Origin of the sequence: Kosakonia sp. R1.Fl, assembly GCF_023516815.1 — a bacterium.
Taxonomy (GTDB): Bacteria; Pseudomonadota; Gammaproteobacteria; order Enterobacterales; family Enterobacteriaceae; genus Kosakonia.
The window spans coordinates 2,518,224-2,542,594 of record NZ_JAMGSQ010000001.1 but is presented as its reverse complement, the minus strand read 5'-3'; the positions used below and the strand labels follow the sequence as shown (position 1 = coordinate 2,542,594).

At 52.5% G+C, this 24,371-nt stretch carries 26 protein-coding genes; 10 read left to right on the top strand and 16 right to left on the bottom strand.

Going from position 1 to position 24,371, the window contains the following annotated elements:
* Positions 1 to 38 precede the first annotated feature (38 nt).
* Together M8Q36_RS11825 and M8Q36_RS11820 are read right to left on the bottom strand one after the other, a co-directional pair.
* Positions 39 to 806, bottom strand: a complete 768-nt coding sequence (locus M8Q36_RS11825) for a hypothetical protein (RefSeq protein ID WP_249881008.1) — start codon at positions 804 to 806, stop codon at positions 39 to 41.
* Positions 807 to 817: 11 nt separating this feature from the next.
* Positions 818 to 1,156: a hypothetical protein gene (locus M8Q36_RS11820; RefSeq protein WP_249881007.1), complete on the bottom strand. Its 339-nt coding sequence runs from the start codon at positions 1,154 to 1,156 to the stop codon at positions 818 to 820.
* A 757-nt stretch (positions 1,157 to 1,913) separates the two neighbouring features.
* Here M8Q36_RS11820 and M8Q36_RS11815 point away from each other — a divergent pair.
* From M8Q36_RS11815 to flhC, 3 genes are all read left to right on the top strand, one after another.
* On the top strand, positions 1,914 to 4,148 hold the full coding sequence (locus tag M8Q36_RS11815; RefSeq protein WP_249881006.1) for a KAP family P-loop NTPase fold protein: 2,235 nt from the start codon (positions 1,914 to 1,916) through the stop codon (positions 4,146 to 4,148).
* Between the two features lie 686 nt (positions 4,149 to 4,834).
* Complete coding sequence (gene flhD, locus M8Q36_RS11810; RefSeq protein ID WP_131409015.1) at positions 4,835 to 5,182, top strand: flagellar transcriptional regulator FlhD; 348 nt, start codon at positions 4,835 to 4,837, stop codon at positions 5,180 to 5,182.
* A gap of 14 nt (positions 5,183 to 5,196) precedes the next feature.
* Positions 5,197 to 5,754 (top strand): flagellar transcriptional regulator FlhC, encoded by a 558-nt coding sequence (flhC, locus tag M8Q36_RS11805; protein ID WP_052332815.1) that lies wholly within the window; start codon positions 5,197 to 5,199, stop codon positions 5,752 to 5,754.
* A gap of 116 nt (positions 5,755 to 5,870) precedes the next feature.
* Here the strand turns inward: flhC and M8Q36_RS11800 are convergent, their stop codons facing one another.
* The 14 genes from M8Q36_RS11800 to fliF form a co-directional block, all read right to left on the bottom strand.
* Positions 5,871 to 6,470 carry a helix-turn-helix domain-containing protein gene (locus M8Q36_RS11800; protein WP_249881005.1) on the bottom strand — a complete coding sequence of 200 codons (600 nt, stop codon included), beginning with the start codon at positions 6,468 to 6,470 and terminating at the stop codon, positions 5,871 to 5,873.
* Positions 6,471 to 6,537: 67 nt separating this feature from the next.
* Entirely contained in the window at positions 6,538 to 7,317 is a 780-nt protein-coding gene (fliR, locus tag M8Q36_RS11795; protein WP_249881004.1) for a flagellar biosynthetic protein FliR, read from the bottom strand.
* A 2-nt stretch (positions 7,318 to 7,319) separates the two neighbouring features.
* Positions 7,320 to 7,589, bottom strand: a complete 270-nt coding sequence (gene fliQ, locus M8Q36_RS11790; protein WP_249881003.1) for a flagellar biosynthesis protein FliQ — start codon at positions 7,587 to 7,589, stop codon at positions 7,320 to 7,322.
* 10 nt (positions 7,590 to 7,599) lie between these two features.
* Positions 7,600 to 8,361, bottom strand: coding sequence for a flagellar type III secretion system pore protein FliP (fliP, locus tag M8Q36_RS11785; RefSeq protein ID WP_416211225.1), 762 nt, complete (start codon positions 8,359 to 8,361; stop codon positions 7,600 to 7,602).
* Positions 8,358 to 8,762 carry a flagellar biosynthetic protein FliO gene (gene fliO, locus M8Q36_RS11780; RefSeq protein ID WP_249881002.1) on the bottom strand — a complete coding sequence of 135 codons (405 nt, stop codon included), beginning with the start codon at positions 8,760 to 8,762 and terminating at the stop codon, positions 8,358 to 8,360. Before fliO ends, fliP begins: the two co-directional genes overlap by 4 nt.
* The gene (fliN, locus tag M8Q36_RS11775; protein ID WP_249881001.1) at positions 8,762 to 9,163 is read right to left on the bottom strand and encodes a flagellar motor switch protein FliN; all 402 of its coding nucleotides are present in this window, start codon (positions 9,161 to 9,163) and stop codon (positions 8,762 to 8,764) included. The genes fliO and fliN overlap by 1 nt, the downstream gene beginning before the upstream one ends.
* 7 nt (positions 9,164 to 9,170) lie before the next feature.
* Complete coding sequence (fliM, locus tag M8Q36_RS11770; protein WP_249881000.1) at positions 9,171 to 10,175, bottom strand: flagellar motor switch protein FliM; 1,005 nt, start codon at positions 10,173 to 10,175, stop codon at positions 9,171 to 9,173.
* 5 nt (positions 10,176 to 10,180) lie between these two features.
* Positions 10,181 to 10,684, bottom strand: coding sequence for a flagellar basal body-associated protein FliL (fliL, locus tag M8Q36_RS11765; protein ID WP_249880999.1), 504 nt, complete (start codon positions 10,682 to 10,684; stop codon positions 10,181 to 10,183).
* 153 nt (positions 10,685 to 10,837) lie between these two features.
* Positions 10,838 to 12,091 carry a flagellar hook-length control protein FliK gene (locus M8Q36_RS11760; RefSeq protein ID WP_249880998.1) on the bottom strand — a complete coding sequence of 418 codons (1,254 nt, stop codon included), beginning with the start codon at positions 12,089 to 12,091 and terminating at the stop codon, positions 10,838 to 10,840.
* 1 nt (position 12,092) lies between these two features.
* The gene (fliJ, locus tag M8Q36_RS11755; protein ID WP_020454831.1) at positions 12,093 to 12,536 is read right to left on the bottom strand and encodes a flagellar export protein FliJ; all 444 of its coding nucleotides are present in this window, start codon (positions 12,534 to 12,536) and stop codon (positions 12,093 to 12,095) included.
* Positions 12,537 to 12,551: 15 nt separating this feature from the next.
* Positions 12,552 to 13,919 carry a flagellar protein export ATPase FliI gene (gene fliI, locus M8Q36_RS11750; RefSeq protein WP_283945951.1) on the bottom strand — a complete coding sequence of 456 codons (1,368 nt, stop codon included), beginning with the start codon at positions 13,917 to 13,919 and terminating at the stop codon, positions 12,552 to 12,554.
* Positions 13,916 to 14,629: a flagellar assembly protein FliH gene (locus M8Q36_RS11745; RefSeq protein ID WP_249880997.1), complete on the bottom strand. Its 714-nt coding sequence runs from the start codon at positions 14,627 to 14,629 to the stop codon at positions 13,916 to 13,918. The genes fliI and M8Q36_RS11745 overlap by 4 nt, the downstream gene beginning before the upstream one ends.
* Positions 14,616 to 15,602, bottom strand: a complete 987-nt coding sequence (gene fliG, locus M8Q36_RS11740) for a flagellar motor switch protein FliG (RefSeq protein ID WP_249880996.1) — start codon at positions 15,600 to 15,602, stop codon at positions 14,616 to 14,618. Before fliG ends, M8Q36_RS11745 begins: the two co-directional genes overlap by 14 nt.
* Positions 15,599 to 17,290 carry a flagellar basal-body MS-ring/collar protein FliF gene (fliF, locus tag M8Q36_RS11735; RefSeq protein WP_249880994.1) on the bottom strand — a complete coding sequence of 564 codons (1,692 nt, stop codon included), beginning with the start codon at positions 17,288 to 17,290 and terminating at the stop codon, positions 15,599 to 15,601. Before fliF ends, fliG begins: the two co-directional genes overlap by 4 nt.
* A gap of 242 nt (positions 17,291 to 17,532) precedes the next feature.
* Between fliF and fliE the strand changes: the two genes are divergently transcribed.
* From fliE to flhA, 7 genes are all read left to right on the top strand, one after another.
* On the top strand, positions 17,533 to 17,868 hold the full coding sequence (gene fliE, locus M8Q36_RS11730) for a flagellar hook-basal body complex protein FliE (protein ID WP_249880993.1): 336 nt from the start codon (positions 17,533 to 17,535) through the stop codon (positions 17,866 to 17,868).
* A 202-nt stretch (positions 17,869 to 18,070) separates the two neighbouring features.
* Entirely contained in the window at positions 18,071 to 18,913 is an 843-nt protein-coding gene (locus tag M8Q36_RS11725) for a CheR family methyltransferase (RefSeq protein ID WP_249880992.1), read from the top strand.
* On the top strand, positions 18,913 to 19,959 hold the full coding sequence (locus M8Q36_RS11720) for a protein-glutamate methylesterase/protein-glutamine glutaminase (protein WP_249880990.1): 1,047 nt from the start codon (positions 18,913 to 18,915) through the stop codon (positions 19,957 to 19,959). The genes M8Q36_RS11725 and M8Q36_RS11720 overlap by 1 nt, the downstream gene beginning before the upstream one ends.
* A 36-nt stretch (positions 19,960 to 19,995) precedes the next feature.
* Positions 19,996 to 20,385 carry a chemotaxis response regulator CheY gene (cheY, locus tag M8Q36_RS11715; protein ID WP_020454839.1) on the top strand — a complete coding sequence of 130 codons (390 nt, stop codon included), beginning with the start codon at positions 19,996 to 19,998 and terminating at the stop codon, positions 20,383 to 20,385.
* Positions 20,386 to 20,388: 3 nt separating this feature from the next.
* Entirely contained in the window at positions 20,389 to 21,048 is a 660-nt protein-coding gene (cheZ, locus tag M8Q36_RS11710) for a protein phosphatase CheZ (protein WP_249880989.1), read from the top strand.
* Positions 21,049 to 21,081: 33 nt separating this feature from the next.
* Positions 21,082 to 22,227: a flagellar biosynthesis protein FlhB gene (gene flhB, locus M8Q36_RS11705; protein WP_249880988.1), complete on the top strand. Its 1,146-nt coding sequence runs from the start codon at positions 21,082 to 21,084 to the stop codon at positions 22,225 to 22,227.
* The gene (gene flhA / locus M8Q36_RS11700) at positions 22,227 to 24,329 is read left to right on the top strand and encodes a flagellar biosynthesis protein FlhA (protein ID WP_249880987.1); all 2,103 of its coding nucleotides are present in this window, start codon (positions 22,227 to 22,229) and stop codon (positions 24,327 to 24,329) included. The genes flhB and flhA overlap by 1 nt, the downstream gene beginning before the upstream one ends.
* Positions 24,330 to 24,371: the final 42 nt, after the last annotated feature.

The following is a 24,371-nucleotide window of genomic DNA, read 5'->3' as shown; positions in this document are numbered from 1 at the left end:
AAACAATAAACCCGGGAAATACCGGGTTTGTTGGGTAGTTACTCTGTTGCCCCACCTATTGATACATACTCATGGAATTGGTCTTCTATGAGCCTGTCTTTACAAATCACATGCACAATATGACGGCAACAGTTTTTATCATCATACGCACGGCCCCAACGAACTATCTCGTCAACAGATAAATCGTTAGCGCTCCAGGGCAATGTACCTGACACGCCACGCGCACCCGGGCCTAGAATGTCCATAAACTTCTTCGTACGTGAATTATAGATCCTGACCTCTGCAATACGAATGATACTGCTTGCCCAAAGAGCACCACCTGCGATGCTTTGAATATTATCGCAAATTAGGAATTCATGTTTTTTGGCGAGCATTTTATAAACTTCTCGCGCAAGGCCCGCTGACTGGAAGTCAGGAGCGATAACGGCGCTTTTTATCTGTTTACCAGTCATCAGCTGGCCGTTTTCTTCTATGAAGTTAAAATCATTAAACTGGATACGACCAATTCTGATTGTTTTAGTGTCATCGACCATATCCAGTGCAAGTAGAGTGTTAACAATATCTTGCATCGGTATGTTCATATCAATCAGATCAAGCCCATGATCTAAAAAGAAATCATCGGTCGAACATCCCAACTGGTAAACGTCAAGATAATATTGATATTCACCAGAGGAAACTATGTATTCATCAGCCCTTAAAAGGCCTGCTTCGATTGTGAAAAAGTAGAAAGTTTCAATGAGAAGCTTTTCGCCAAAGGGCGTAATGCTCAAATCCTTGCTGTAAGACGGTATTAGCGCAGGAGCCATGCTGCAGCCTTCTAATGGTAGTGAATTTCCTTATGATTCTTCATGTACTGCGCAATCGCCGCTTCGATTCGCTCGAGCAGATTGCCATTGACGTACTGAGGGTATTGATCCACAGGCCTTACAACATATCGCAACTTTTGATGGTTCATGGCAATCTCTGCAAATGGGATCACATCGCCGTCACATACTTCATTATTAAGTGTCACGATAAACAACTGTCGCGCCGGTGATACACGATCGCTCAGCCTTCGCACGAAGAATTCTTTCTCTGTTTTTGAGTCAACAAAAGAACTGACGAGTTGAGTCCGACGCTCAATCGTCTGTATCGATCTTCTCGCTACTGTTCTCATGCTTACCTCCTCAACACTTCACTGGCAACGCAGTAAAGGTGCAAAAAGCCACTGATAACTGCGTCATCAGCGGCTCTTGATGTCGATAACTACAGTTATCGTCTTTGCAGTTTATTACCTTTAAGGTAATTGTTCAACAGATGAGCATATTACGAAAGAACCCAGCGTTGTGCTGAGTGTGAAAAGGCACCGTCATCGGCATTGTTAAAAGCTGAGAGGGATCTTACAAATACTGGACAAGGTGTGGACGTCAAGGATACGTCAGAGTGTACGTAAAATACACGCGTGGTATTTCATTGTAAATTTATACTTAATATTCAAACGCTTAATAAAACATGGGCGCGGGTTCAACTCCCGCCAGCTCCACCACTTCATGATCCGGATACGTCCGGTGAAATCCTGAAAGCCCGCACGGCACAAGCCCTGCGGGCTTTTTTGTATCTGTCATTGTCCGAGACGATCCGGCTGAATCCGGTGATTATTGGTATACGTTACGATGTATACCTAAAATCGTATACCAATTCACGCAGGAGCGACCACCGTGGCAAGGACAACACGCCCCCTTATTAACACCGAAGTCTCACATGCTAAAGCGACCGATAAGCCCCTCCTACATTTCATGGGTTGCGGCTTGTCTTTTTCCTCAAGACACTCACTTAATACACAATGCGATGGATAAATTGAAAACGCGCATGAGGCCCCCCCGGCACGCTTGTCTTCCTGTGCCGTTATCTGAATGAATGGAACAGGTATCAAAATGAAAACAGATGGAAGATATGGTCTGGTTGGTCCGGACGCACCGGTAAAAAATGCGGATGAAGATCGTTACGGGCTCACTGCGGTTGCCAAAGGGTTAGCGCAGGCAATCCAGGCAATGGACGATGAAGGCTCCGCCGTCATTGGTATCGAAGGTGTCTGGGGTTCAGGGAAGACGAGCCTCATCAACTTACTACTTCAGGAACTGGAGAAGACGAAGCCAGAAAAGACCCATGTGTTGCATATCTCTCCCTGGCTTAATGGCGACGGTATTAGTCCGGTCGCATCGCTTTTAATGCCCGTCGCGCTTATCCTGGATCGGGAACAAACTCGCACATTATCTGAACGAGAACAGAAGTTTAAGAGCACAAAAAAGACGCTAAATGAGACAAAAGATCGTGTGCTGCGTTATGTCCGCTCGACCGCCAGACTCGCCCAACCGCTGGCGGATATGGCGAGTATCATCCCGCTTCTGGGTGGTGCGGATAAGATTACCGAAGCGCTGACAAAGCTCGGCTCAGACAGTGAGAAAAGCGCCGCCGATCTGCGCTCGGAGATCGAAAGCAGCCTGGAAGAACTTCAACTGACATTTATTATTGTCCTCGACGATCTCGATCGGCTGGAACCGGCGCAGGCCGTCGAAATATTGCGAATGGTGCGTTCGGTCGCCGACTTTCCCCGCTTTCGTTACGTGATGTGTTACGACCGCGATGTGCTGGCCAAGGCCATCGAGCACGGCCTTGGCGTCACGGATGGGCGTTTATATCTGCAAAAAATCGTGCAGCTCTCATTCAGCTTACCGCGCCCGGAAGCGTTCGACCTGCACCGGGAATTCCTGGCCGGCGCACTTGAACTGTATAAAAAAATTCAGGGACGCGATTTAGATACAGAGGCGTTTGCAGTGTTGAACAAAGCAGTGGATGCCTATGGCAACGAGTTCTCCACGCCGCGCGAAGTCCGCCTGGCATTAAACGCATTACAGTTTCGCTACCCGGCCATGCGCGATTATGTCTATTTCCCCGATCTCTGTTTCCTGCAACTCATTCGCGTCGTTAACCCAGGCCTGCATGACTGGATCGAACACTATCTCACCGAGCGCTCTATTGTTGAGTCGGGTGACGGCGCCATTAACAGCGCCGACCAAAATGCGATGACCGACGATCTGGCGACCAAACTTGCTTTGTTCAAGTACTCCTCGGGGCGCAATGCCTGGACGCTCGGTAAGTGGGTTCCGGGTGTGCAGGGCGGTGGCGATAAAAACATAAGCGTGTTCAGTGAAATAGATGAAAACAAGCGAGACGAATTGACAACATTAAGGCGTCTCGGTAGCGCGGGTTACTGGCGCTATTATTTCTCCTTTTCCGCGCCGCAAAACGTATTATCGGAGTCTGCCATTCAGGAGATTTTGTCCATGGCGGGTAATGATGAAGAAAAACTCGCTCAGCGTCTGCTCGGCGAAATTCACAGCAAAGGCGTCTCATCGCAGACCTGGTTTGAGCATATTATTACCCGCCTTACCCCGCGCGTTATTGCTGAAGCAAAACCTAAGCAACTGTTTGGCTTGCTCAACTTCTTCTTTCAGCAAGGTGATGTCGTTGAAGCCAAATTCGAGGCGCGTGATCCTTTTTACCGCCCGCAGGAGTCCGGCACGCGTGCGCTGGCTTTACAACTTACGAAGCAGCTGTTAATCGAAGATCGAACTCCCTTATGCACTTTCCTTGAGGTAAAGATAAAAAAGGGTGAGGCTCTGCGATGGATTGCCCAGTTTGGCCAAAGCCTGCTCACTCCCCTTCAGCCAAAAAGTATGGAACCGCACGATGTACCCTCGTTTTCCGCCAGCGAGTTAAACACATTGCGTAGGCTCCTTGCCGAACGCATGGATAACGATGATGTGAAGAATCAACTTTTAAACATTCCGCATTTATTAAGTTACCTCTACGCGTGGCGAGATATTGCCAGTCTGGACGTAGTGAAAGCATGGGTTGCCAACGTCAGCAAAACCGATGCCGATTTTCTGCAACTGCTACTGGCAATACGTAACACCTTGATAACGGGTGATAGAGAAGCCTACCGAATTTTGGAAATAGAAAAAATCGCCGTGTTTTTTGACGAAGAAGCAGATCCTGCTCAGCGATTAGAGAAGCTCGCCGAAGCGAATATCCCATCACTATCCGGACCGCTCGCAGAAGTCAACGAAGCGATAAGGCTGGCGGCTCCATTTGGCGGCCCCTTTTAGATTTACTCACTAACCCTTTCATTTCCGGGTTCTTTCGGGTAAGCGGTGCCAACGTATTGCTTTTTACTCACCGCTTGCCCTTTTAATAAAAAGTGCATGAGAAAAGACTTATACAAAAAAATGTTATTTGCATCGACTTTGTTCAACTCTTTAAATAAGCGTTGTGATTTTTCCTATATGTGACATTTAGCGGCCTGCTTGTTAAAGCGATGTAATAAATTAACGTTAGAAAAAAACTATTATCATTCACGCAAATCGGCATTATTTATAGATAAAATTCAATAAGATAAATCCAGACTGCAAAAGATAATTTTTCTCAACAGGTTTTTCCTCATTTTGTAATTAAAGTTATCGATTTTCTTGAAAATTCTCTAACCACCTGTAATTCCTAAAGTTAAATTAGTAACAAAAACACAACTTTACAAACCGCCTATTTTTTCCGCATTATTTCCATTGTTCGTATGAATCCTTTTGTGTAAACTTATTTCCGTTGTCAGGAAAAGTCCTGGAAACAAAGATTTAAGCAGGAACATAATACAATCACCTGCACAACTATATTAAAGCTGTTAAAAGATTTACCTTTTAGTATTTTTAATTAATATCGAAATGAAGTGGTTGCTCGCATATTTAATTTTTAAATAACAGCGAAAGACAGCGCATCGTCTGTTTTTTGCGGGAGCAACTTTATGAACGAACAAAATTTTGACGAACAAATGCAATCTATCCAGGATCTGAACCTGTCCTATTTATTACTGGCACAGCGTCTGATCCGTGAAGATAAAATTGCAGCCGGTTTCCGCCTCGGTTTAAACGAAACCACGATGGAAACCTTACGCAGCTTGTCACTGCCGCAACTGATTAAACTGTCCACTTCAGGCCAGCTGATTAGCCGGTTGCGTATTGATGATGATGTGATGATCAACTGCCTGACCAAAGACTCGCGTATTGATGCGCTTCAGCGTTTGCATACCGGCATTATTTTGTCGAGCAATCTGCTTAATACGCTCAACCAAGATGGCAGCGAGGCGGCGTAATGGAAGACTCAATGTTGCACGAAAAAAGCATTATGTCGGAAATTAAAGATACGCATATTGCCATGCAGTTGATTAATTTCGGCGCCAGAATGCAGGTGCTGGAGAGTGAAACCAGCCTTAGCCGCAGAAAACTGTTAAAGCTCTATAAAGAGCTGAAAGGGGATTCACCGGCGAAAGGTATGCTGCCTTTCTCCGCCGACTGGTATATGGCGTGGGAGCAGAATATTCACTCCTCCATTTTTTATAATATTTATCTTTACCTGCAGAAGGTCGAGCCTGGCCGCTCTGTTGAAGTGATGCTGAAAGCCTACCGTCTCTATATGGAACACGGTTTGGCTGAAGAAAATGAAGAACCGGTGCTGGGGTTAACCCGTGCATGGACGCTGTTGCGCTTTATTGACGGCGGCATGCTTAAACAGACGCAGTGCGACTGTTGTGGCGGCAGTTTTATCACCACACCGGAGCACATGTTCAATGGCTTTACCTGCAGCCTCTGCGTGCCACCTTCACGCGCGCTGAAGCGTAGCCCGCTGCTCAACTTCGCGGCTGGCGCACCGACCACATTGCAGTGATGGCATGATTTGCCCCGACAGCGGGCAAAATCATCTTCACACCGCCAATAACAGCCTCGCCTGCTCAGCATAACGTTGAGCAGGCGAGGCTGTTGTCTTTCTGTTATTTGCGCCCGTTATGACAAGCGGCCGGTAAAGACACCACGATAATAACTCGGGCTAATGTTGAGCCGCATCAGGATATCGCGCCGGTGAACGTAAGCCGTTTTCAGGCTGATCCCAAGCTCAGTAGAAACATCCTGAGCGCTGGCACCGGAGGCCAGCAGACAAAGCACCTCGCGCTGGCGCTGTGTTAAAAGCGGTAGCGCAGAATATCGCGGCGATATCGTCCCTTTACGTGACAGCAAACGACTGATTGACTCATAAATGTGGCGAATAGGCGTATTCAGACACAGCGTCGGAATATCCGGCATCAGGGCGGGCAAAACAGGGTCAAGATCGTCGCTCAGCAACAGGCACGGCAAATCCGGCTTCGCTTCGCGCAAAAACTGCATGGTATTCATCAACGACATCAGATTGGTGGTCTGCGTGGCAACTGCAATCACAAAGCGCACTTTATTGCCGGACACGCCCTGCACGTCTTGTGGGCTTGCGATATGGCTGATGCGCAAGCTCGGACGATAGAACTTAATCAGCGTGGTTAATCCCAGTGTTGAAAACACATCTTCGCTGTAAATCAAAACGTTAGCGATACTGACTGCCTTTTTTTCACTCATAGTCCCTTACCTACTCAGTGTCACATCCCGTGACGAATTGCGATGATTAAAAACGTCCCTTCTGGCGTTATTTGAATCCCGTCAGGATCACAAAAAGATGGTCGAAAATGCCCGCCATCATGTTTTCAAAGAAGGGTGCAAGCGTGTACATCACCAGCGACATGGCCACCATGCCGACAGTTAAAGAAAGCGGAAAACCGACCACAAAAATGGACAACTGCGGCGTCAGGCGGTTGAGCAGCCCCATTGTCAGGTTGAGGCACAGCAATAAGGTGATAACCGGCAGGCCCAGCATTAAGCCGTAACGAAAGATCAGGCTGCCTGCTTTGACCATCGCCATAAACCCTTCATGACCGAGCGGCGCGGCGCTAATCGGGAAAGCCTCAAAGCTGTTCGCCACCACTTCCAGCATATAAAGATGACCATTGAAGGTCAGAAACAGCAGCGTGACAAAGAGGTTCAGCAGCCGCGAAACGACTGGCATACTCGGGCCGCCGCTGGGGTCATAAACCATGGCGAAAGAGAGACCCATCTGCATACCGATAATCTCGCCTGCGTGACGCACCGCCACGAAAATCAGCTGTACCGCAAGCCCGATAGCAATGCCGATAATCAGCTGCTGGCAGCATGCCCAGAAGCCGTCGAACGAGGCGATCGCGATGTTACTCTGCGGCAGTTGCGGGGCGATAAGAAAAGCAGTGATCAGAGCCAGCGCGACTTTTAACCGCGCACTCATCTGTTTTTCACTGAAGATCGGTGCCGCGCCGAACAGGGCGAGCATGCGCAGGCACGGCCAGAAATACTGGTTCACCTGGTCATAAAGCGTAACCAGCGAGAGCGTAAGCATCGTTAACGAATGATATAAGGCAGGCTACTGTACAGACCACGCATGTAGTCAACCAGCGTTGACAGCATCCACGGCCCGCAAGCGATCAGCACCACTACAATGGTGAGGATCTTCGGAATGAAAGAGAGGGTCATTTCATTGATCTGCGTCGATGCCTGCAAAATACTGATAATCAAACCCGCCGCCAGCGCGGCTAACAATAATGGTGTGGCAATAAACAGCCCGACTTTCGTCGCCTGGAAGCCAAGCGACATGACACTTTCAGGGGTCATCTTCTTCTCTCTAACTAAAAAAGCTCTGCGCCAGGGAACCGATAACCAGCTGCCAGCCATCCACCAGGACAAACAACATCAGCTTAAAAGGCAGGGAAATCGTTGCCGGAGGCACCATCATCATCCCCAGCGCCATCAGCACACTTGCCACTACCAGGTCGATAATCAAAAAAGGAATAAACATCGTAAAGCCGATCTGGAAACCGGTTTTCAGCTCGCTGGTCACAAACGCAGGAACCAGAATGCTCATCGGCACATCGTCGGCCGTATTAAACTGCTCCGCTTTGGCGATACGGGAAAAGAGCGCCAGATCCCCTTCGCGGGTCTGTTTAAGCATGAAGGCGCGCAAGGGTTGCGACCCTTTTTGCAACGCGACTTCCATCGAAATCTTGTCCTGCGAGAGCGGCACCCACGCTTCGTCGTAAACACGGTTTAACACCGGCGACATCACGAAAAACGTCAGAAACAGCGCCAGCCCCAGCAGCACCTGGTTAGGCGGCGTACTGGCGGTGCCAAGGGCGTTTCGCAGCAGCCCGAGCACAATCACAATGCGGGTAAAACCCGTCATCATCAGCAGTATCGCGGGCAAAAACGTCAGCGATGTCATCAAAACCAGCGTTTGTACCGGCAGTGACCAGCTCTCGCCATTCGCCGAATGGCTAAGCATGATGTCGGTGCTGGCCGCCCAGGTCAGCCCGGCGGGGAAGAAAATCCCGGCAAGCGTGATCCCAAAGCCAAACAGTCCCGGCAGCAGGCGAGTGTTGCGTCTCATTTTTTGCCCTCACCTTTATACCGGGTAATGCGATTCACTAACGCCGCCTGAAAACTGGCAGCAAACGGTGCAGTCTGAACCGGCTCAGCGTCCGCTTTTTTCTCCATCGTCATCAGGTTAGTAATACTTTCCTGCGTCACGCCCAGCAGCAGCCACTTGTCATCCACTTCGACAACCACCAAACGCTGTCTCGCGCCAAGGGACTGGGTGTGTTTTACCGACAGAATGCTATTTCCCTTTACCATTCGTGAAGCGACGCCAGTGCGACGGCAGATCCAGGCCATCGCCACAATCAGCAACAGCACCAGCGCCAGCGCGCCAACAACATTGCCAATAGAGACCGGGGCCACGGCAGGCCCGCCGGCAACGGGCTGAACAGTATTAATCGTTGGGGTATTCATTATCTGCTCAGGCGGTGCATACGCTCTGACGGCGTAATAATATCGGTAATACGAATACCGAATTTATCCGAAACGACGACCACTTCACCCTGGGCGATTAAGTAACCGTTAATCAAAATATCCAGCGGCTCACCGGCTAACCCTTCCAGGGAAACAATGGCACCTGGGCTGAGTCTTAATAACTCTTTGATCGTCATTTTTGTGCGCCCCAGTTCGACGGTCATTTTGACCGGAATATCGAGCACCAAATTTAAATCTTCAGAAAAATTAACCATCACATCGTCTTTCACCGCAGCTTGCAGCTCGGCACTATTTTCGTTCATTTGTTCGCTCATCGCGTCGCCCCAAAGGTCGTTAAGCGAGGATTTATTTGACCCCGATTCAAGTTCCATATCACTCATTCGTTGGTCACTCCTTCTTTAAGGCTAATAATGTTGAATTCATCAAATTTTCCACCTGGATAGCATACTGATTATTGGCGCTGCCATATTTACCGGACATCACCGGCACATCGTTAACAAACCCGCCAATGTCTTCAGGTTTTTCCAATGGAATAATATCGTCAGGTTTCAGGCTCATAATTCTGGACAACCGGGTAGAAATCTCAGCGAATTTCACCACCAGTTCCAGTTCGGTATCACGCATTTGCGAAGCGAGTGCGCTACGCCACTGGTTATTTTCGTGCTGCGAGTTTTCCAGCGGCGGGTTGGTCAACAACTCGCGAATCGGTTCGATAATGCTAAACGGAATACAAATTTGTAATTCGCCACTGTGCGAACCAATATCCACCTGAAACGGCGTGGTCACCACAATATCGTTCGGTGACGACGTAATATTGGTGAACTTCACCTGTAATTCAGAACGGACAAATTCTGTTTTGATCTTATAAATAGATGTCCAGGCGTAATCATATGCTTCGCGCGCCATGGCCAACATCCGCTGGATAATACGCTGTTCTGTGGGCGTAAATTCGCGACCATCGGCCTTTGTCGGGAAACGTCCGTCGCCACCAAAGAGGTTATCCACCGCGGTAAACACCAGGTTGGGCGAGAAGACGAACAGTGCCGTGCCGCGCAGCGGATGCATGTTAATCAGATTCAGACTCGTCATCACCGGCAGATTGCGGGCAAACTCATGGTACGGCTGAATTTTAATGTTTCCGGCGGTTACATCCGGGCTACGGCGCAGAATGTTAAACAAGCCGATACGAAACTGTCGCGCAAAACGTTCATTAATAATTTCCAGAGAATATAAACGTTCGCGAATAACCCGACGCTGCGTATTAGGATCATAAGGCTTGATATTATCTTCCGCTGACGACAGTGCCGTTTCCGCGCTCTTTTTCTCGTCGTCACCGGGGCCGCCATTCAAAAGATTATCGATCTCGTCCTGTGATAAAATGCTGTCCGACATAATAGTTACCGTAAAATGAATGCATTAAACAGGACGTTTGTCACCATCGGTTGAGGCTGGCCAGCAAGTGATGCGTTAACCGCGTCTTTTACTTTTAATGCCAACGTTTCTTTCGCCTTATCACCGACTAATTCAGCCGCTGTTTGTTGAGAAAAAAGCACTAACAAATTACTGCGAACTTCAGGGAGATGTTTTTCCAGCATCGCTTTCATTGCGGCATCTTTAACTTTCAATGTCAGCCCAATATACAGAATGCGATCATTTTCCTGGGCATCAGGTTTCAGGCTGACGGTAAAAGTATCCAGATCTAAATAAACCGGTTCTGCTTGCTCAACGACTGCGGCAGGGGTTTTACCGTTGTTCCCATTAGCAACTTGCGTTTTGAGTTTGTTAATTTCCATATAGGCATAAGCGCCACCAGCGCACATACCAATAAGAATTAACAAAATGAGTAAAACCAACAGCGGGCTTTTTTTCCCACTCTGGGCGGCTTGTTTCTTCTTCGGCATTTGATGAATAACTCTGTAATTAAAAATAAATCAGGAATCATACTTAAGACAGATAACCTGCTGGATGCCGTTATTTTAATACAGCACCCATGCAGGACAATTCCCTGATAAACTGAAATTACTGTCAGCACCTTGCCATTTAGCGCATTCGCATTAAGCGAACGTATTGATTCCGCGGGAATAATGCATGATGCGTGAGCGTGTTGGGCGCTCTTCTTCCAGTGAAATAGCCCCTTCACCTTGTTCTGGATCAGACTTTCCTTGCCCGGAGGTATTACCCGATGTTGTATCCCCCGCCGAAGAGGAAGTTTCAGCACCAACGCTGCTCTGTCCGAGCGAAATGCCGGACTCTTCCAGCATGGTGCGCAGGTTCGGTATCGCCGATTCCAGCGCCGAGCGCACCTGATGGCTCTCTGAAACGAAATGGACCTGGGCCTGATCGTTATTCACGCGCAGGCTGATTTGTAGCGCACCCAACTCCTCAGGATGCAGGCGCAGCTCCGCATGGTGAACGCCATTACGGGTGAACACCGCAATTTGCTGCCCCAGCGATTGCTGCCACGCAGGTGTGCCCACCTCCGCCTGTAAGGTGCCGGTGGCCATCGCCGGAGACGCTAACGCGGGCGTTGTTGACGGTGCCGTAACGGGTGCCGCGTGAGAAATCGCACTCAGTTGCGGTACTGGTTCGCCAGCTTTCACCGCATGCAACGCCGTCGCGAAACTCTCGCTCACGGGTGCGGCCTGGTGTTGTCCATTCCCCGCAAGCTGCGCGCTGTCTGTTACTGGCAAACGTGATTCGCTGCCCTCGACGGCTTTCTCCGCAAGTGGTGAAGGCGTGTGAAGCGCTGCCGTTATCCCCTGCCCTTTGCCGGTCGCGGGAGCGCGCTCCGTGGCGGCTGTTACCGGAGTTTGCACTTTCTCACCGAGAACGGCGGAAAAAGTCACTTGCGCTAACGGGTCAGCGGCTTGAACGTCGGTCGCCACTGCGGCTGGTGTAAGTGCGTTTGCCGGGGTTACAGCAACTGCAGGCTCAATCATGTTCTGCGGTAAAGCCGCCAGATCCGCCAGTGCCGGTTGCGCGGTCTGTTCGCCCTGGGCAAGCAGCGCATCTGCGGTGGTCACCTCCGCAGGCAACGCGATTGTCTTCGCCACTTGCGCCAGCGGATCGATAGCCAGCGTCGCAGGCTGTGCCGGACGGGCGTCGTCTGACGGCTCCTCTTTTTTGTCGGCAGGTTTTTTATTGCCTTCCTGCGCAGGGGCTGTTTTGTCGTTTTTTGCGGGTTGTTCTGCCGCCAGCTGTTTTTTCAGCGCGGAAGAAAACTCGCCCTCTTCCTGCGCGGCTGAGGTGGATGCCGTCTGGCGTCCGCTATCGCTTGCGGGAGTAGGGTTAGAAGGTCTGATAATCATCTTATATGTTCCTTTGGCTGGCGCGACGGGCAAACTCATCCATCAGCTTTTGTTCCAGCCGGTTCTCTTTTAACAATCGCTGGGCTTCAGCACGGTTTTTCAGCGCTTCAAACGCATTCAGCCGCTGCTTATCTTTTTTCCAGGCGTCCTGCACGTTATCCACGGCAAACTGGCTGGCGGAAACCCGCCTGACCTGTTGCTCAACCACCCCATCCAGAGAGGTTAAAAATCGTTGCTGTGTCTGTAGCGCCATAATTGAAACGCGGCTTTGCGTCAGCGTTGTTTGCATTTGCTGGCGGTATTCTTGCGAGTACGTGCGCAACTGCTCCAGTCGGGAGGTCTCCTGGACATGCGCCTGACGAGCGCTGCCGAGCCGTACCGTCGTGTCATTGAGCTTCTTTTCCGCCAGCTCACGCAGTACATCCATTGGGTTATGGCTGGCCATTACGCACTATCCGCATTAGTTCACCCCGGCATCCGGAAACAGCGCGGAAAGCTCCGCGCAGGAGGTCGGATAATCACAGGATTCATGAATTCCCTGGTGGAGATAACGCTCCATGTTGGGGTAAAGGCTAATGGCCTGATCCAGCAACGGATCGCTGCCTGCCGCATACGCGCCCACGCTCACCAGATCGCGGTTACGCTGATAAGACGAGAGCATCTGTTTGAAGCGCTGCACTTTTTTGTAATGCACCGGTTCGATAAGTTCGGTCATCGCACGGCTTATCGAGGCTTCGATATCAATCGCCGGGTAGTGGCCCGATTCCGCCAGCCTGCGCGAAAGCACTATATGGCCATCGAGGATCGCACGCGCCGAGTCGGCAATCGGATCCTGCTGGTCATCCCCTTCCGTCAATACGGTATAAAACGCGGTGATCGAGCCGCCGCCTTTGGTGCCGTTACCTGCACGTTCCACCAGCGCAGGCAGCTTGGCGAAAACCGAGGGCGGGTAGCCTTTGGTAGCGGGCGGTTCGCCAATGGCGAGCGCAATTTCGCGCTGCGCCATCGCGTAGCGGGTTAAGGAGTCCATAATCAGCAGCACGTCGAGGCCGCGATCGCGGAAATCCTCGGCGATACGCGTGCAATAAACCGCGCCCTGCATACGCAGAATCGGCGACACATCCGCTGGTGCGGCGATAACGACGGAACGTTTAAGCCCCTCTTTACCGAGAATGTTCTCGATAAAGTCCTTCACCTCACGACCACGCTCGCCAATCAACCCGACGACAATGACATCCGCTTTGGTGAAACGCGCCATCATGCCCAGCAGTACGCTTTTGCCGACGCCGGAACCGGCGAACAACCCCATACGCTGGCCGCGACCAACGGTCAGTAAGCCGTTGATCGCGCGAACACCCACGTCGAGCACGTTTTTAATCGGATCGCGCTGCAGCGGGTTAAACGGCGCGGTGAACAGCGGCCCGCGATCGGTCGACCCCGGCGGCGGCAGGCCATCGAGCGGACGCGCGCTGGCATCCAGCACGCGCCCCAGCAACTCCGGTCCCAGCGGCAGCAGTTTGCCTTTGACGTTGTTACCAAAGGCATACACTCTGGCGCCAGGCAGCACGCCTTCGACGTTTTCCAGCGGCATCAAATAGAGGGTTTCGGCATTGAATCCCACCACTTCACTCTCGACGCGCTGGATGCCCGTCTCGCTCTCGCGTTCGACAATGCACAGCGTGCCGATCGGCAATTTCAGACCAACCGCTTCCATCACCAGCCCGGTCGCGCGCGTCAGCCGACCATAGCGGCGAAACAGCGGCAGTTCCGCCATTTTGTGCTCGCGCAGGTCAATGCCATCAAGCCACTTTTTCAACCGGGCGGTCATAACGCGAAGTCCTCACGACTCAGGTTACACAGCTCGTTCCAGCGGGTTTCCGTGGTCGCGTCCAGCTCGCCGCCGTCGGTGGTTAACCGGCAACCGCCCGGCAACATTTGCGCATCGGTACGCAATTCCCAGCCACGGGTTTCCAGCACCGATCCCAACGTCTCCTGCACAGCGGCAGACTCCTCGGCGCTGACCCACAGCTGCACATTGCCTTGTTGCAACGTGTCTTCCTGCAGCAGTTGCTGAATGCGCGTCATCAGCCAGGCGTTGGTCGAGGTCGATACCACACTTTCGCCCAACAAGCTGCGCGCCGCCATCAGGGCGACCTGCACCAGACGCGCAGGCATCACGCTGTCGAGGCTGTCGAACGTTATTTTGACGTTATCAAGCAGTTGGGCGAAATCGTCCGTCTGCTTCTGCTGGTGCTGGCGGTACTCCGCCGCGCCCTGCGCTGCGCCCTCTTCCCGGCCTTGCGCAAAACCCTCTTCGTAGCCCTGTTTTTTTCCTGCTTCCAGCCCCTGCGCCTGCCCCTGGGCAAAGCCTTTTTGTTCGGCCTGTTTACGCAGACGCGACAACTCTACCTGCATCGCGGCTTCCGTCGCCGGATCGCTTGCCGGAATCGCCTCACGCAGTTCGCTCTCCTGGCCAAATGACTCCTGAAGTAAATTTTCCGGCTGCCACGACTGCCACTGTTTTTTAGACGTAGACATCGTCGCCTCCACCCAATACGATTTCGCCGGTTTCCGCCAGACGACGGACAATCAACAGGATCGCTTTCTGCTCGTTTTCGACTTGCGACATACGCACCGGGCCACGGGAGTTCAGATCGTCACGCATAATATCGGCCTGACGTTTGGACATATTGCGGAAGAACTTATCACGCAACGCGTCGTCCACGCCTTTGAGCGCCACCAGCAGCGATTCGTTATCCACTTCCTGCAAAATGCGCTGGATGCTGCGATCTTCCATTTCGACAAGGTTTTCGAACAGGAACATCTCGTCGATGATCTTCTGCGCCAGCTCCTGGTCGTATTCGCGCACCGCTTCGATAGCCGCGTCTTCCTGGTGGGATTTCATCATGTTGAGGATCTCCGCCGCAGGACGTACACCGCCCATCTTGTTGCGCTTGATGTTCTGACCGTGCAGCAAGTTGTTCAGCACTTCGGTCAGTTCCTGCAACGCCACCGGCTGCACGCCGCCGAAGGTGGCGATACGCAGCATGATGTCGTTACGTTCGCGCTCATCGAATTTCGCCAGCAGATCGGCTGCCTGGCTGCGTTTCAGATGCACAAGGATGGTGGCGATAATCTGCGGATGCTCATCGCGGATAAGGTCAAAGACCATCTGCGGTTCCATAAAGTTGAGCGTCTCAATACCGTTGCGCTCATCGTTGGCATCCAGCAAATCTTCAAGCAGCGCATTCGCCCGCTCTTCACCCAACGCTTTCACCAGCGCACTGCGCAGGTATTCGTTGGTATTCACATCCAGCACGGCAAACTCACCTGAATCACGGCGGAACTCTTTCATCACCGTGCCCAGTTGATCGTGGGTATAACTGCCGATGTGAACCATGGCGCTACTGATTAAGGTAACTTCATGGGTATTCAAATGTTTAAACACTTCGGCTGCACGCTCGTCACCGAGCGTCAGCATGACTATGGCGCTTTTCTGGGCGGCGTTCATGACGACTTCTGCTCCTTATTCAACCATTGACGAAGAACCAGCGCGATAACCTGCGGCTCCTGATCGGCCATTTCACGCAGCTGCTGTGCGCTTTGTTCCGCCTCAACGCGCTGCTGTGCTTTCGCCATTTCCGCGCTCTGACGCTTACGGATTTGCTCATCCAGCTCGGCCTGGCGCGCCTCTTTTTCCATCTCCATACGCTGCAACAGCATTTCCTGATGGCGCGTCCAGAACGGTTGCACCGCTTTACGCCACAGGATCCAGGCAATCAGCGCCACAAACAGATAACGGGCGCCAGACATCATCAGTTTGATGACTTCAGGCTGTTTCCACAGCGGAACCTGCGGTTCGTCATCTTCAACGTTGAACGGGGTGTTCACGACATTCAGCGTGTCGCCACGTTTGTCGGAGTAGCCCATCACTTCTTTCACCAGCGCGTTGATCTGGTCGAGCTTATCTTTGCTAAGCGCGGCAGTTTTACCGTCTGCGCCAGGCACATAGTTCACCACCACCGCAACAGAGAGACGTTCCACCGTACCGGTGCTGCGCTTGATGTGGGTGAGCGTTTTGTCCACTTCATAGTTGGTGGTTTCATCGCTCTGCTTGTTGTACGGCGTCGCCGGGGTGGCGGGCGTCGCTGTTGCGTTCGCATTGGCGTTGGTCGCACCTTGTCCATTGGCCTGCGGCGCTGGCGGCTGCTCAATCGGCGCGGAAACCGGTGCTGGCGGCTGGTTGCTTAACGCACCGGGTACGCCACCCGCCGCATTCTTACCGCCCTGCTCGGCATTGCTGCTCTGGCGGCTGCGGATCGCCATATCTTCCGGGCGGCTGTTAGGCTGATACTGCTCGGCAGTTTGTTCGTGCTGCGTGAAATCAACCTGCGCGGTGACCTGCGTTCTGACGTTTTGTGCACCGACAATCGGTGCCAGGATGGCCTGAATGCGATTCTGGTATTCCGCTTCTATTTTGCGCGTGTATTTCAGCTGCGTGGTCTGTGTCGCCTGCTCACCGCTCTGCGTCATCAGATGCCCGCTTTGATCGACAATCGTCACGCGGTCGGCACTCAGCCCCGGCACGGCGCTGGAGATCATGTAAGAAATCGCGCTCACCTGGCCGGCATCCAGCGTTCTGCCGCTGATTAACGTCAACGTCACCGACGCGGAAGGTTGCTTCTGATCGTGCAGAAACAGTGACGGCTTCGGCATTGCCAAATGAACTCGCGCGGCGCTGACCGGGCCAAGCGTTTCGATGGTGCGCGAAAGCTCACCCTCCAGCGCACGCTGGAAGTTCACCTGTTCGTTAAACTGGCTGATGCCAAATTTTTCCTGATCAAGCAGTTCAAAGCCCACGGCGCCACCTTTCGGCAGCCCCTGCTGGGCCAGCTTGAGACGCACTTCATACACCTGCTCAGCGGGTATCTGAATAGAACCGTCATGTTCCGCAAAGCGGTACGGTATCTGCATCTGTTTCAGTTGCGTGACAATCGCCCCGCCATCCTGCTCGCTAATATTGCTGTACAGGACACGGTAGTCTGGCTCTTTAGCCCAGAACAGCAGCGCAATGACAATTGAAATAGCAGCTGCGGCGGCAATGAAAAATATCATCCGGGGATTAAGCCGAATATTATCAAGCAGTGCCTTAATATCGACAATGCCTTTCTTGTTACTGCTTTGGGTTGTGGCAGTCATGCCAATATCCTGTAAAAGTGATCGCCGCAATAAAAATTAAAAAGCATTACGGCTCGCCTCATTTGGTATGAAATAAGTAAATGAAAAACTATTTCCCAAGGAAATTCCTGGTTGCGTATTATCTACAAAACAGGCCATTTTCTAAGTGGTAAAAAGGTGAAATTTGTGTCAGCTATTCAGGTTATGTCGTTTTTCGCGCCACATGATAAGCTTACGGCTAATTACTACTAAGGTTGTTTTCTATGTCTATGAATGCAATAGGCGGGGTACTGGATCAGATTCAGTCCCAGGCCAGAAAAGTCTCAGACGCGTCAGCGCTGAACCCCTTTACAACAAATCGTAATGTCGAGAATAAGTCACAATTCTCTGATATTTTATTTAACAGTATTAACAATATTAGCCAAATGCAGACCACCGCTAAAACCCAGTCGCAGGCTTATCTGGCCGGCGTGGAAGGCATTGGTTTAAACGATGTGATGGTTTCTATGCAGAAATCATCGCTGGCATTAAATCTTGGTATTCAGGTACGCAACAAATTAGTAAATGCTTATCAAGATATTATGAACATGCCGGTATAACCGCTAAGTATTATCTTAATGCCGATTACCCCGGAAATATGGTTGCTATTTTTCACACCCGAATCATCCTGGATATTTCTTATTAAGATTTAATAGCACACACGCTTTTGTCGGGTGATGAGTGGCTCATCATTTGCGAATGCGTGTGTGCGCAATAACCCAGTGAATTACCGTCAACATTATTATTGGTTGTCAGAAAAATATGCATTCCATTACTCCACACGCTCCACAAGCACCCATTGTGCTGACCGAGAGTGAATTAGAAAAAATCAGCAAATTGATATACCAGCGCGCCGGTATTGTCCTCACCGCGCAAAAACGCGACATGGTTTATAACCGCCTTTCCCGTCGTTTGCGGGAGCTGAATTTAAAAGGTTTTGAGGATTACACCGATCGGCTGGTGGCCAATCCAGGCAGTGACGAGTGGCAGGTATTTGTGAATGCCCTGACCACCAACCTGACCTCGTTCTTCCGCGAGGCGTATCACTTCCCGACGCTGGCCCGGCACGCCCAATCCAGAAACGGCATGTACAACGTCTGGTGCGCGGCGGCCTCAACCGGCGAAGAGCCGTGGTCAATCGCCATGACGCTGGAAGAGACGCTGGGGCGCAGCATTACCGGCCCGCGCGTGCTGGCCACCGATATTGATACCGATGTACTGGAGAAAGCCAGCCTCGGGGTTTACCGGTTAAGTGATATCGACAACCTGAGCGAACAGCAAAAACGCACCTGGTTTTTGCGCGGGACTGGCGAGCATCAAAGCAGAGTGAAAATCAAAAGCGAACTTCGCAGCACCGTACAGTTTCGCCAGCTCAATTTGATTGATGCGCAGTGGGATATTCCCGCGCCTTTCGATGCCATTTTTTGCCGTAACGTGATGATTTATTTCGATCAGAACACCCAGGAGAAGCTGCTGCAGCGCTTCGCGAAAATGCTGAAACCCGGCGGACTGCTGTTTGTTGGCCACTCGGAACATTTTCAAAATTTAACCAGCCCATTTCGTCTGCTCGGGCAGTCTGTCTACCGCCTTGGAGATCAAAAGTAATGAGAAAAATCAAGGTGTTGTGCATCGATGATTCGTCACTGATCCGCAAGATCATGACGCATATCGTTAACGAGCAGCCGGATATGGAAATGGTCGCCACGGCGCTGGACCCGATTGTCGCACGCGATCTGATTAAACAACACAACCCGGATGTACTAACGCTGGACGTAGAAATGCCGCGCATGGACGGGCTGGAGTTTCTGGAAAGGCTGATGCGCCTGCGCCCGATGCCGGTGGTGATGTTGTCATCGCTCACCAGCAAAGGCTCCGATATTACGCTCAGCGCGCTGGAGCTTGGGGCGGTGGATTTTATCACCAAACCGCAAATGGGCTTGCAGGAAGGCATGGATCAATACAGCGACATGATCGCCGACAAAATCCGCATGGCAGCCAAAGCGCGCATCCGTCGCAGCGAAACAAAAGTGGCACCGCCTCGTGTGATCAAAGCCCCATTGGTGGGCAGCGAAAAAATCATCGCCATTGGCTCCTCTACCGGGGGAACCGAAGCGCTGCGCCAGCTGCTGGAACCGATGCCGCCGACCAGCCCGGCCATTGTCATTGCGCAACATATGCCGCCTGGCTTTACCCGTTCGTTTGCCAACCGGCTGGATCATCTGTGCCAGATGTCGGTGAAAGAGGCGGAACACGGCGAACGCGTGCTTCCTGGTCACGTCTATATCGCGCCAGGTGCTTTTCATATGGAGCTGACGCGCAGCGGTGCGAACTATCACGTCGCGCTGAATGATGATTTGCCGATCAACCGGCACCGCCCTTCTGTCGATTCGCTGTTTCACTCTGTGGCGCGAAGCGCGGGGAAAAACGCCATCGGCGTGATTTTAACGGGGATGGGCAGTGACGGCGCCGCCGGGCTGCTGGCGATGCGCCAGGCGGGTGCGTGGACCATTGCGCAAAGCGAACGCAGCTGTGTGGTGTTCGGTATGCCGCGTGAAGCTATCGCGCTTAATGCCGCCTGCGAAACCGTCGATCTGGAGCAAATCAGCCAGCAAATTCTTCACCGTTCTGCCGGTCAGGCGCGCAGGATTTAATTTTTTATTTCATTCCCCTTTATTCAGGAAAAAACAATGGCAGACAAAAACTTACGTTTTCTCGTTGTCGATGACTTCGCCACAATGCGCCGCATTGTACGCAATCTGTTGAAAGACCTTGGTTTCAACCGTGTTGAAGAAGCCGAAGATGGCCTGGACGCGCTGAACAAGCTGCGCGCAGACGCTTTTGATTTCGTCATCAGCGACTGGAACATGCCAAACATGGATGGCTTACAGCTGCTGACGGAAATCCGCGCCGACGCGAATTTAAACAAAATGCCGGTGCTGATGGTTACCGCAGAGGCCAAGAAAGAGAACATCATCGCGGCTGCGCAAGCGGGTGCCAGCGGTTATGTCGTGAAACCTTTCACCGCCGCAACGCTGGAAGAAAAGCTGAACAAAATCTTTGAAAAAATCGGGTGGTAACCGATGAGCGGCTTAGAAAATACGCAGCCAGAAGACGATTTCAAAAGCATCTTCTCCCGGGTTGGGCAACTGACACGCTTGCTGCGCGACAGCCTGGTCGACTTAGGTCTGGACCGCACCATTGTTGAAGCGGCAGACGCGATCCCCGATACGCGTGAACGCCTGAACTATGTGGTCGCGAAAACCGCACAGGCGGCTGAACGCGTACTGACCTGCGTGGAAGAAGCCCGCCCGCAACAGGAGACGATCACGGCGCAGGCAGAAGCGTTAACCGCCCGCTGGGATGAGTGGTTCGCCGATCCGGTTGAATTACCGATCGCGAAAGCGCTGGTGACCGACACGCGTGAGTTTCTCCTGCAGGCACCGGTCATTGCTCGTCAGACCAACGATCAGCTGATGGAAATCATGATGGCGCAGGATTTTCAGGATCTTACCGGTCAGGTGATCCGCCGCATGATGTCGCTTATCGAACTGGTCGAGAAAGAGCTGATCCAGGTGCTGCTGGCTTACGTGCCGGAATCACTTCAGCAGGAGAAAGAGGCGGAAGCGGAAGCAAAAACAGCCGCCATGCTGGTCAACGGCCCGCAGATCGATAACAGCAAAGCCGGTGTGATGGCGTCGCAAGATCAGGTCGACGACCTGCTCGACAGCCTCGGTTTCTAACGGTGCGCGGTTCGCCGCGCCGCTGAGCAAATCATGTCAGAAGAGAGTGATGTAGAAAAAACAGAAGAACCCACACCCCAGCGAAAACAGAAAGCGCGTGAAGAGGGGCAGATCCCCCGCTCGAAAGAGCTGAGTTCGCTGCTGATGTTGCTGGCCGGGTGGGCGCTTCTGCTCTCTGGCGGTTCGCAGTTCGCCAGGCAGTTGCTGGAGCTGCTGCGAACCGGCCTGGTGCTCAACCGGCTGTCGGTGATGGATGAACAGTCGATGTTCCACCAGACCCGCTACTTGCTGGAGATGATGAGCAGCGCGCTGCTGCCCATTTTGCTGGGATTGTTTGTCACCGGGATCGTCTCGCCGATGTTGCTGGGCGGCGTCAATCTGAGCGGCAAATCGCTGAAGCTCGATCTGAAGCGGATCTCGCCGCTTTCGGGGTTCAAACGCCTGTTTTCCGCCCAGGTGTTATCAGAAATGCTCAAAGGGTGCCTGAAGGTTGTGCTGGTAGCGTGCGCCTTCGCGCTCTACATCTACAAAAATAAAGCGCATTTCATTCAGTTAGTTAACGAAGCACTGCCGATGGCTATCGCCCATGCCATGAGCATGACGCTGGATTGCCTGATGATGGTGATTTTTTTCCTGTTACCGGTGGTGGGTTATGACGTCTTTTATCAGATAACCAGCCACCTGAAAAAGCTGCGGATGAGCCGTCAGGAAATCCGCGACGAATTTAAACAGAGCGAAGGCGATCCGCATATTAAGAGCCGCATTAAACAGATGCAGCGTGCGGCGGCGCAAAACCGAATGATGAGCGATATCCCGCAAGCGGATGTCATCGTCAACAACCCGACGCACTACTCTGTCGCCCTCTCTTATAAAGAAGGCGGGATGAGCGCGCCGGTCGTGCTGGCCAAAGGCGCCGGCGATATTGCCTTAAAAATTCGCGAGCTGGGCGCGCAACACCGCATCCCAATGCTCGAAGCACCACCGCTTGCCCGTGCGCTCTATCGCCATTGCGAAATTGGCGAACAGATCCCAGGCGAGCTTTATAGCGCCGTCGCAGAAGTATTGGCCTGGGTTTATGGCCTGCGTCGGTGGCGCAACAACGGCGGCGTTCCGCCGAAGCAGCCCAGGGATCTCGCGGTTCCTGAGTCGATGGATTTTGTACATGAGAGTTCAAACTGATGGCTAATATCGCCAGCAAATTACGCTTACCCGCGTTTAAAGATACACAGTGGCAAATCATGGCAGGCCCGGTGCTGATCATGCTGATTCTGGCAATGATGGTACTGCCGCTGCCGGCATTTCTGCTGGATACCCTGTTCACCTTTAATATCGTGCTGTCGCTGATGATATTGATGGTGGCGATGTTTACGCAGAAAACCCTTGAGTTTTCCGCGTTCCCCACGGTGTTGCTGTTTTCGACCCTGCTGCGCCTCGCGCTGAACATTGCCTCCACGCGTATCATTCTGATGGAAGGCCACACCGGTGCCGCGGCAGCGGGCCGGGTGGTTGAAGCCTTCGGCCACTTCCTGGTCGGCGGCAACTTCGCTATCGGTATCGTGGTGTTCGCCATTCTTATCATCATCAACTTTATGGTTATCACCAAAGGTGCCGGACGTATCGCCGAAGTGGGCGCGCGTTTTGTACTGGACGGGATGCCAGGTAAGCAGATGGCGATTGATGCCGATCTTAACGCCGGGCTGATTGGTGAAGCGGAGGCAAAACGCCGCCGTAGCGAAGTGACCCAGGAGTCTGATTTCTACGGTTCGATGGACGGTGCCAGTAAATTCGTGCGCGGCGATGCCATCGCCGGTCTGCTGATCATGGCGATTAACGTCGTCGGCGGTTTGATCATCGGCGTTATGCAGCACGGCTTAAGCGTGGCGGAAGCGGGCGAAACCTACACTTTGCTGACCATCGGTGACGGTCTTGTCGCGCAGATCCCTGCACTGATCATCTCCACCGCTGCCGGTGTGATTGTGACCCGCGTTTCCAACGATGAAGACATCGGGGAACAGATGGTCGGCCAGCTGTTTAACAACCCGCGCGTGATGCTGCTTTCCGGCGGGGTTATTGGTCTGCTGGGGCTGATCCCGGGGATGCCGAACCTGGTGTTCCTGATGTTCACTGCCATCCTGCTGGGTCTTGCCTGGTGGCTGCGCGGTCGCGAAATGAAAAACCCTGGCCGTCGCAGCGCCGTGAGCGAAGATAAAGACAGCGCCAGCGCGCTGGCGGCTAACGATCAGGCTACTGCGGAAGCCTCGTGGGCTGATGTTGAAATGGAAGATGTGCTGGGTCTGGAAGTGGGCTATCGCCTGATCCCGCTGGTGGACAGCGACCAGGATGGACAACTGCTGGTGCGCGTACGCGGTATCCGTAAGAAATTCGCGCAGGAGATGGGCTTTTTGCCACCGGCGATCCATATTCGCGACAACCTCGATCTGGCGCCTGGCGATTACCGCATTCTGCTGAAAGGCGTGGAAATCGGCAGTGGCACCATGGAGCCGGAACGCTGGATGGCCATCAACCCGGGTTATGCTGAGGGTGAACTGCCCGGCACACCGTGTGTCGATCCGGCGTTTGGCCTGCCCGCCTGCTGGATTGATGAAGTATTACGTGAACAGGCGCAGATCCAGGGCTTTACCGTGGTTGACCCAAGTTCGGTTATCGCCACCCACCTGAACCATTTGATCACCCTGCATACGGATGAATTGTTCAGTCGTCAGGAGACGCAGCAGTTGCTCGACCGCATCACCAAAGAGATGCCGAAGCTGGTGGAAGATTTAATTCCTGGGGTGATTTCGGTGACGCTGTTCCACAAGGTGTTGCAGAACCTGCTCTCTGAACGCGTTTCTATCCGCGATATGCGAACCATCATCGATACGCTGGCGGAATATGCGCCGGTGCAAAACGATCCGGATGAGCTGACCTCGCAGGTGCGTATTCGCCTGGGCCGTGCGATCACCGCGCAGTGGTTCCGCAACGACGATGACATTAAAGTGATTGGCCTGGATACTTCGCTGGAAAAACTGCTGATCCAGTCCCTGCAAAGCGGTAGCGCGATTGAGCCGGGCATCGCCGAAAATCTGATGCGCCAGGCCGACCGCGCCATTACCGAACAGCAGTCGCTCGGCGTTTCGCCGGTGGTGCTGGTCAACCCGGCGCTGCGCACCATGGTGTCGCGTTTCCTGCGTCGTGCCTTCCCGCAGCTGGCGGTGTTGTCGACGCTGGAAATCAGCAACAACAAGACCGTGCAAATGACGGCGGTCATTGGCACCCATTAATGAAATCCCGGGTATCACTTCTTCTGACGCCGCAGGTAACCC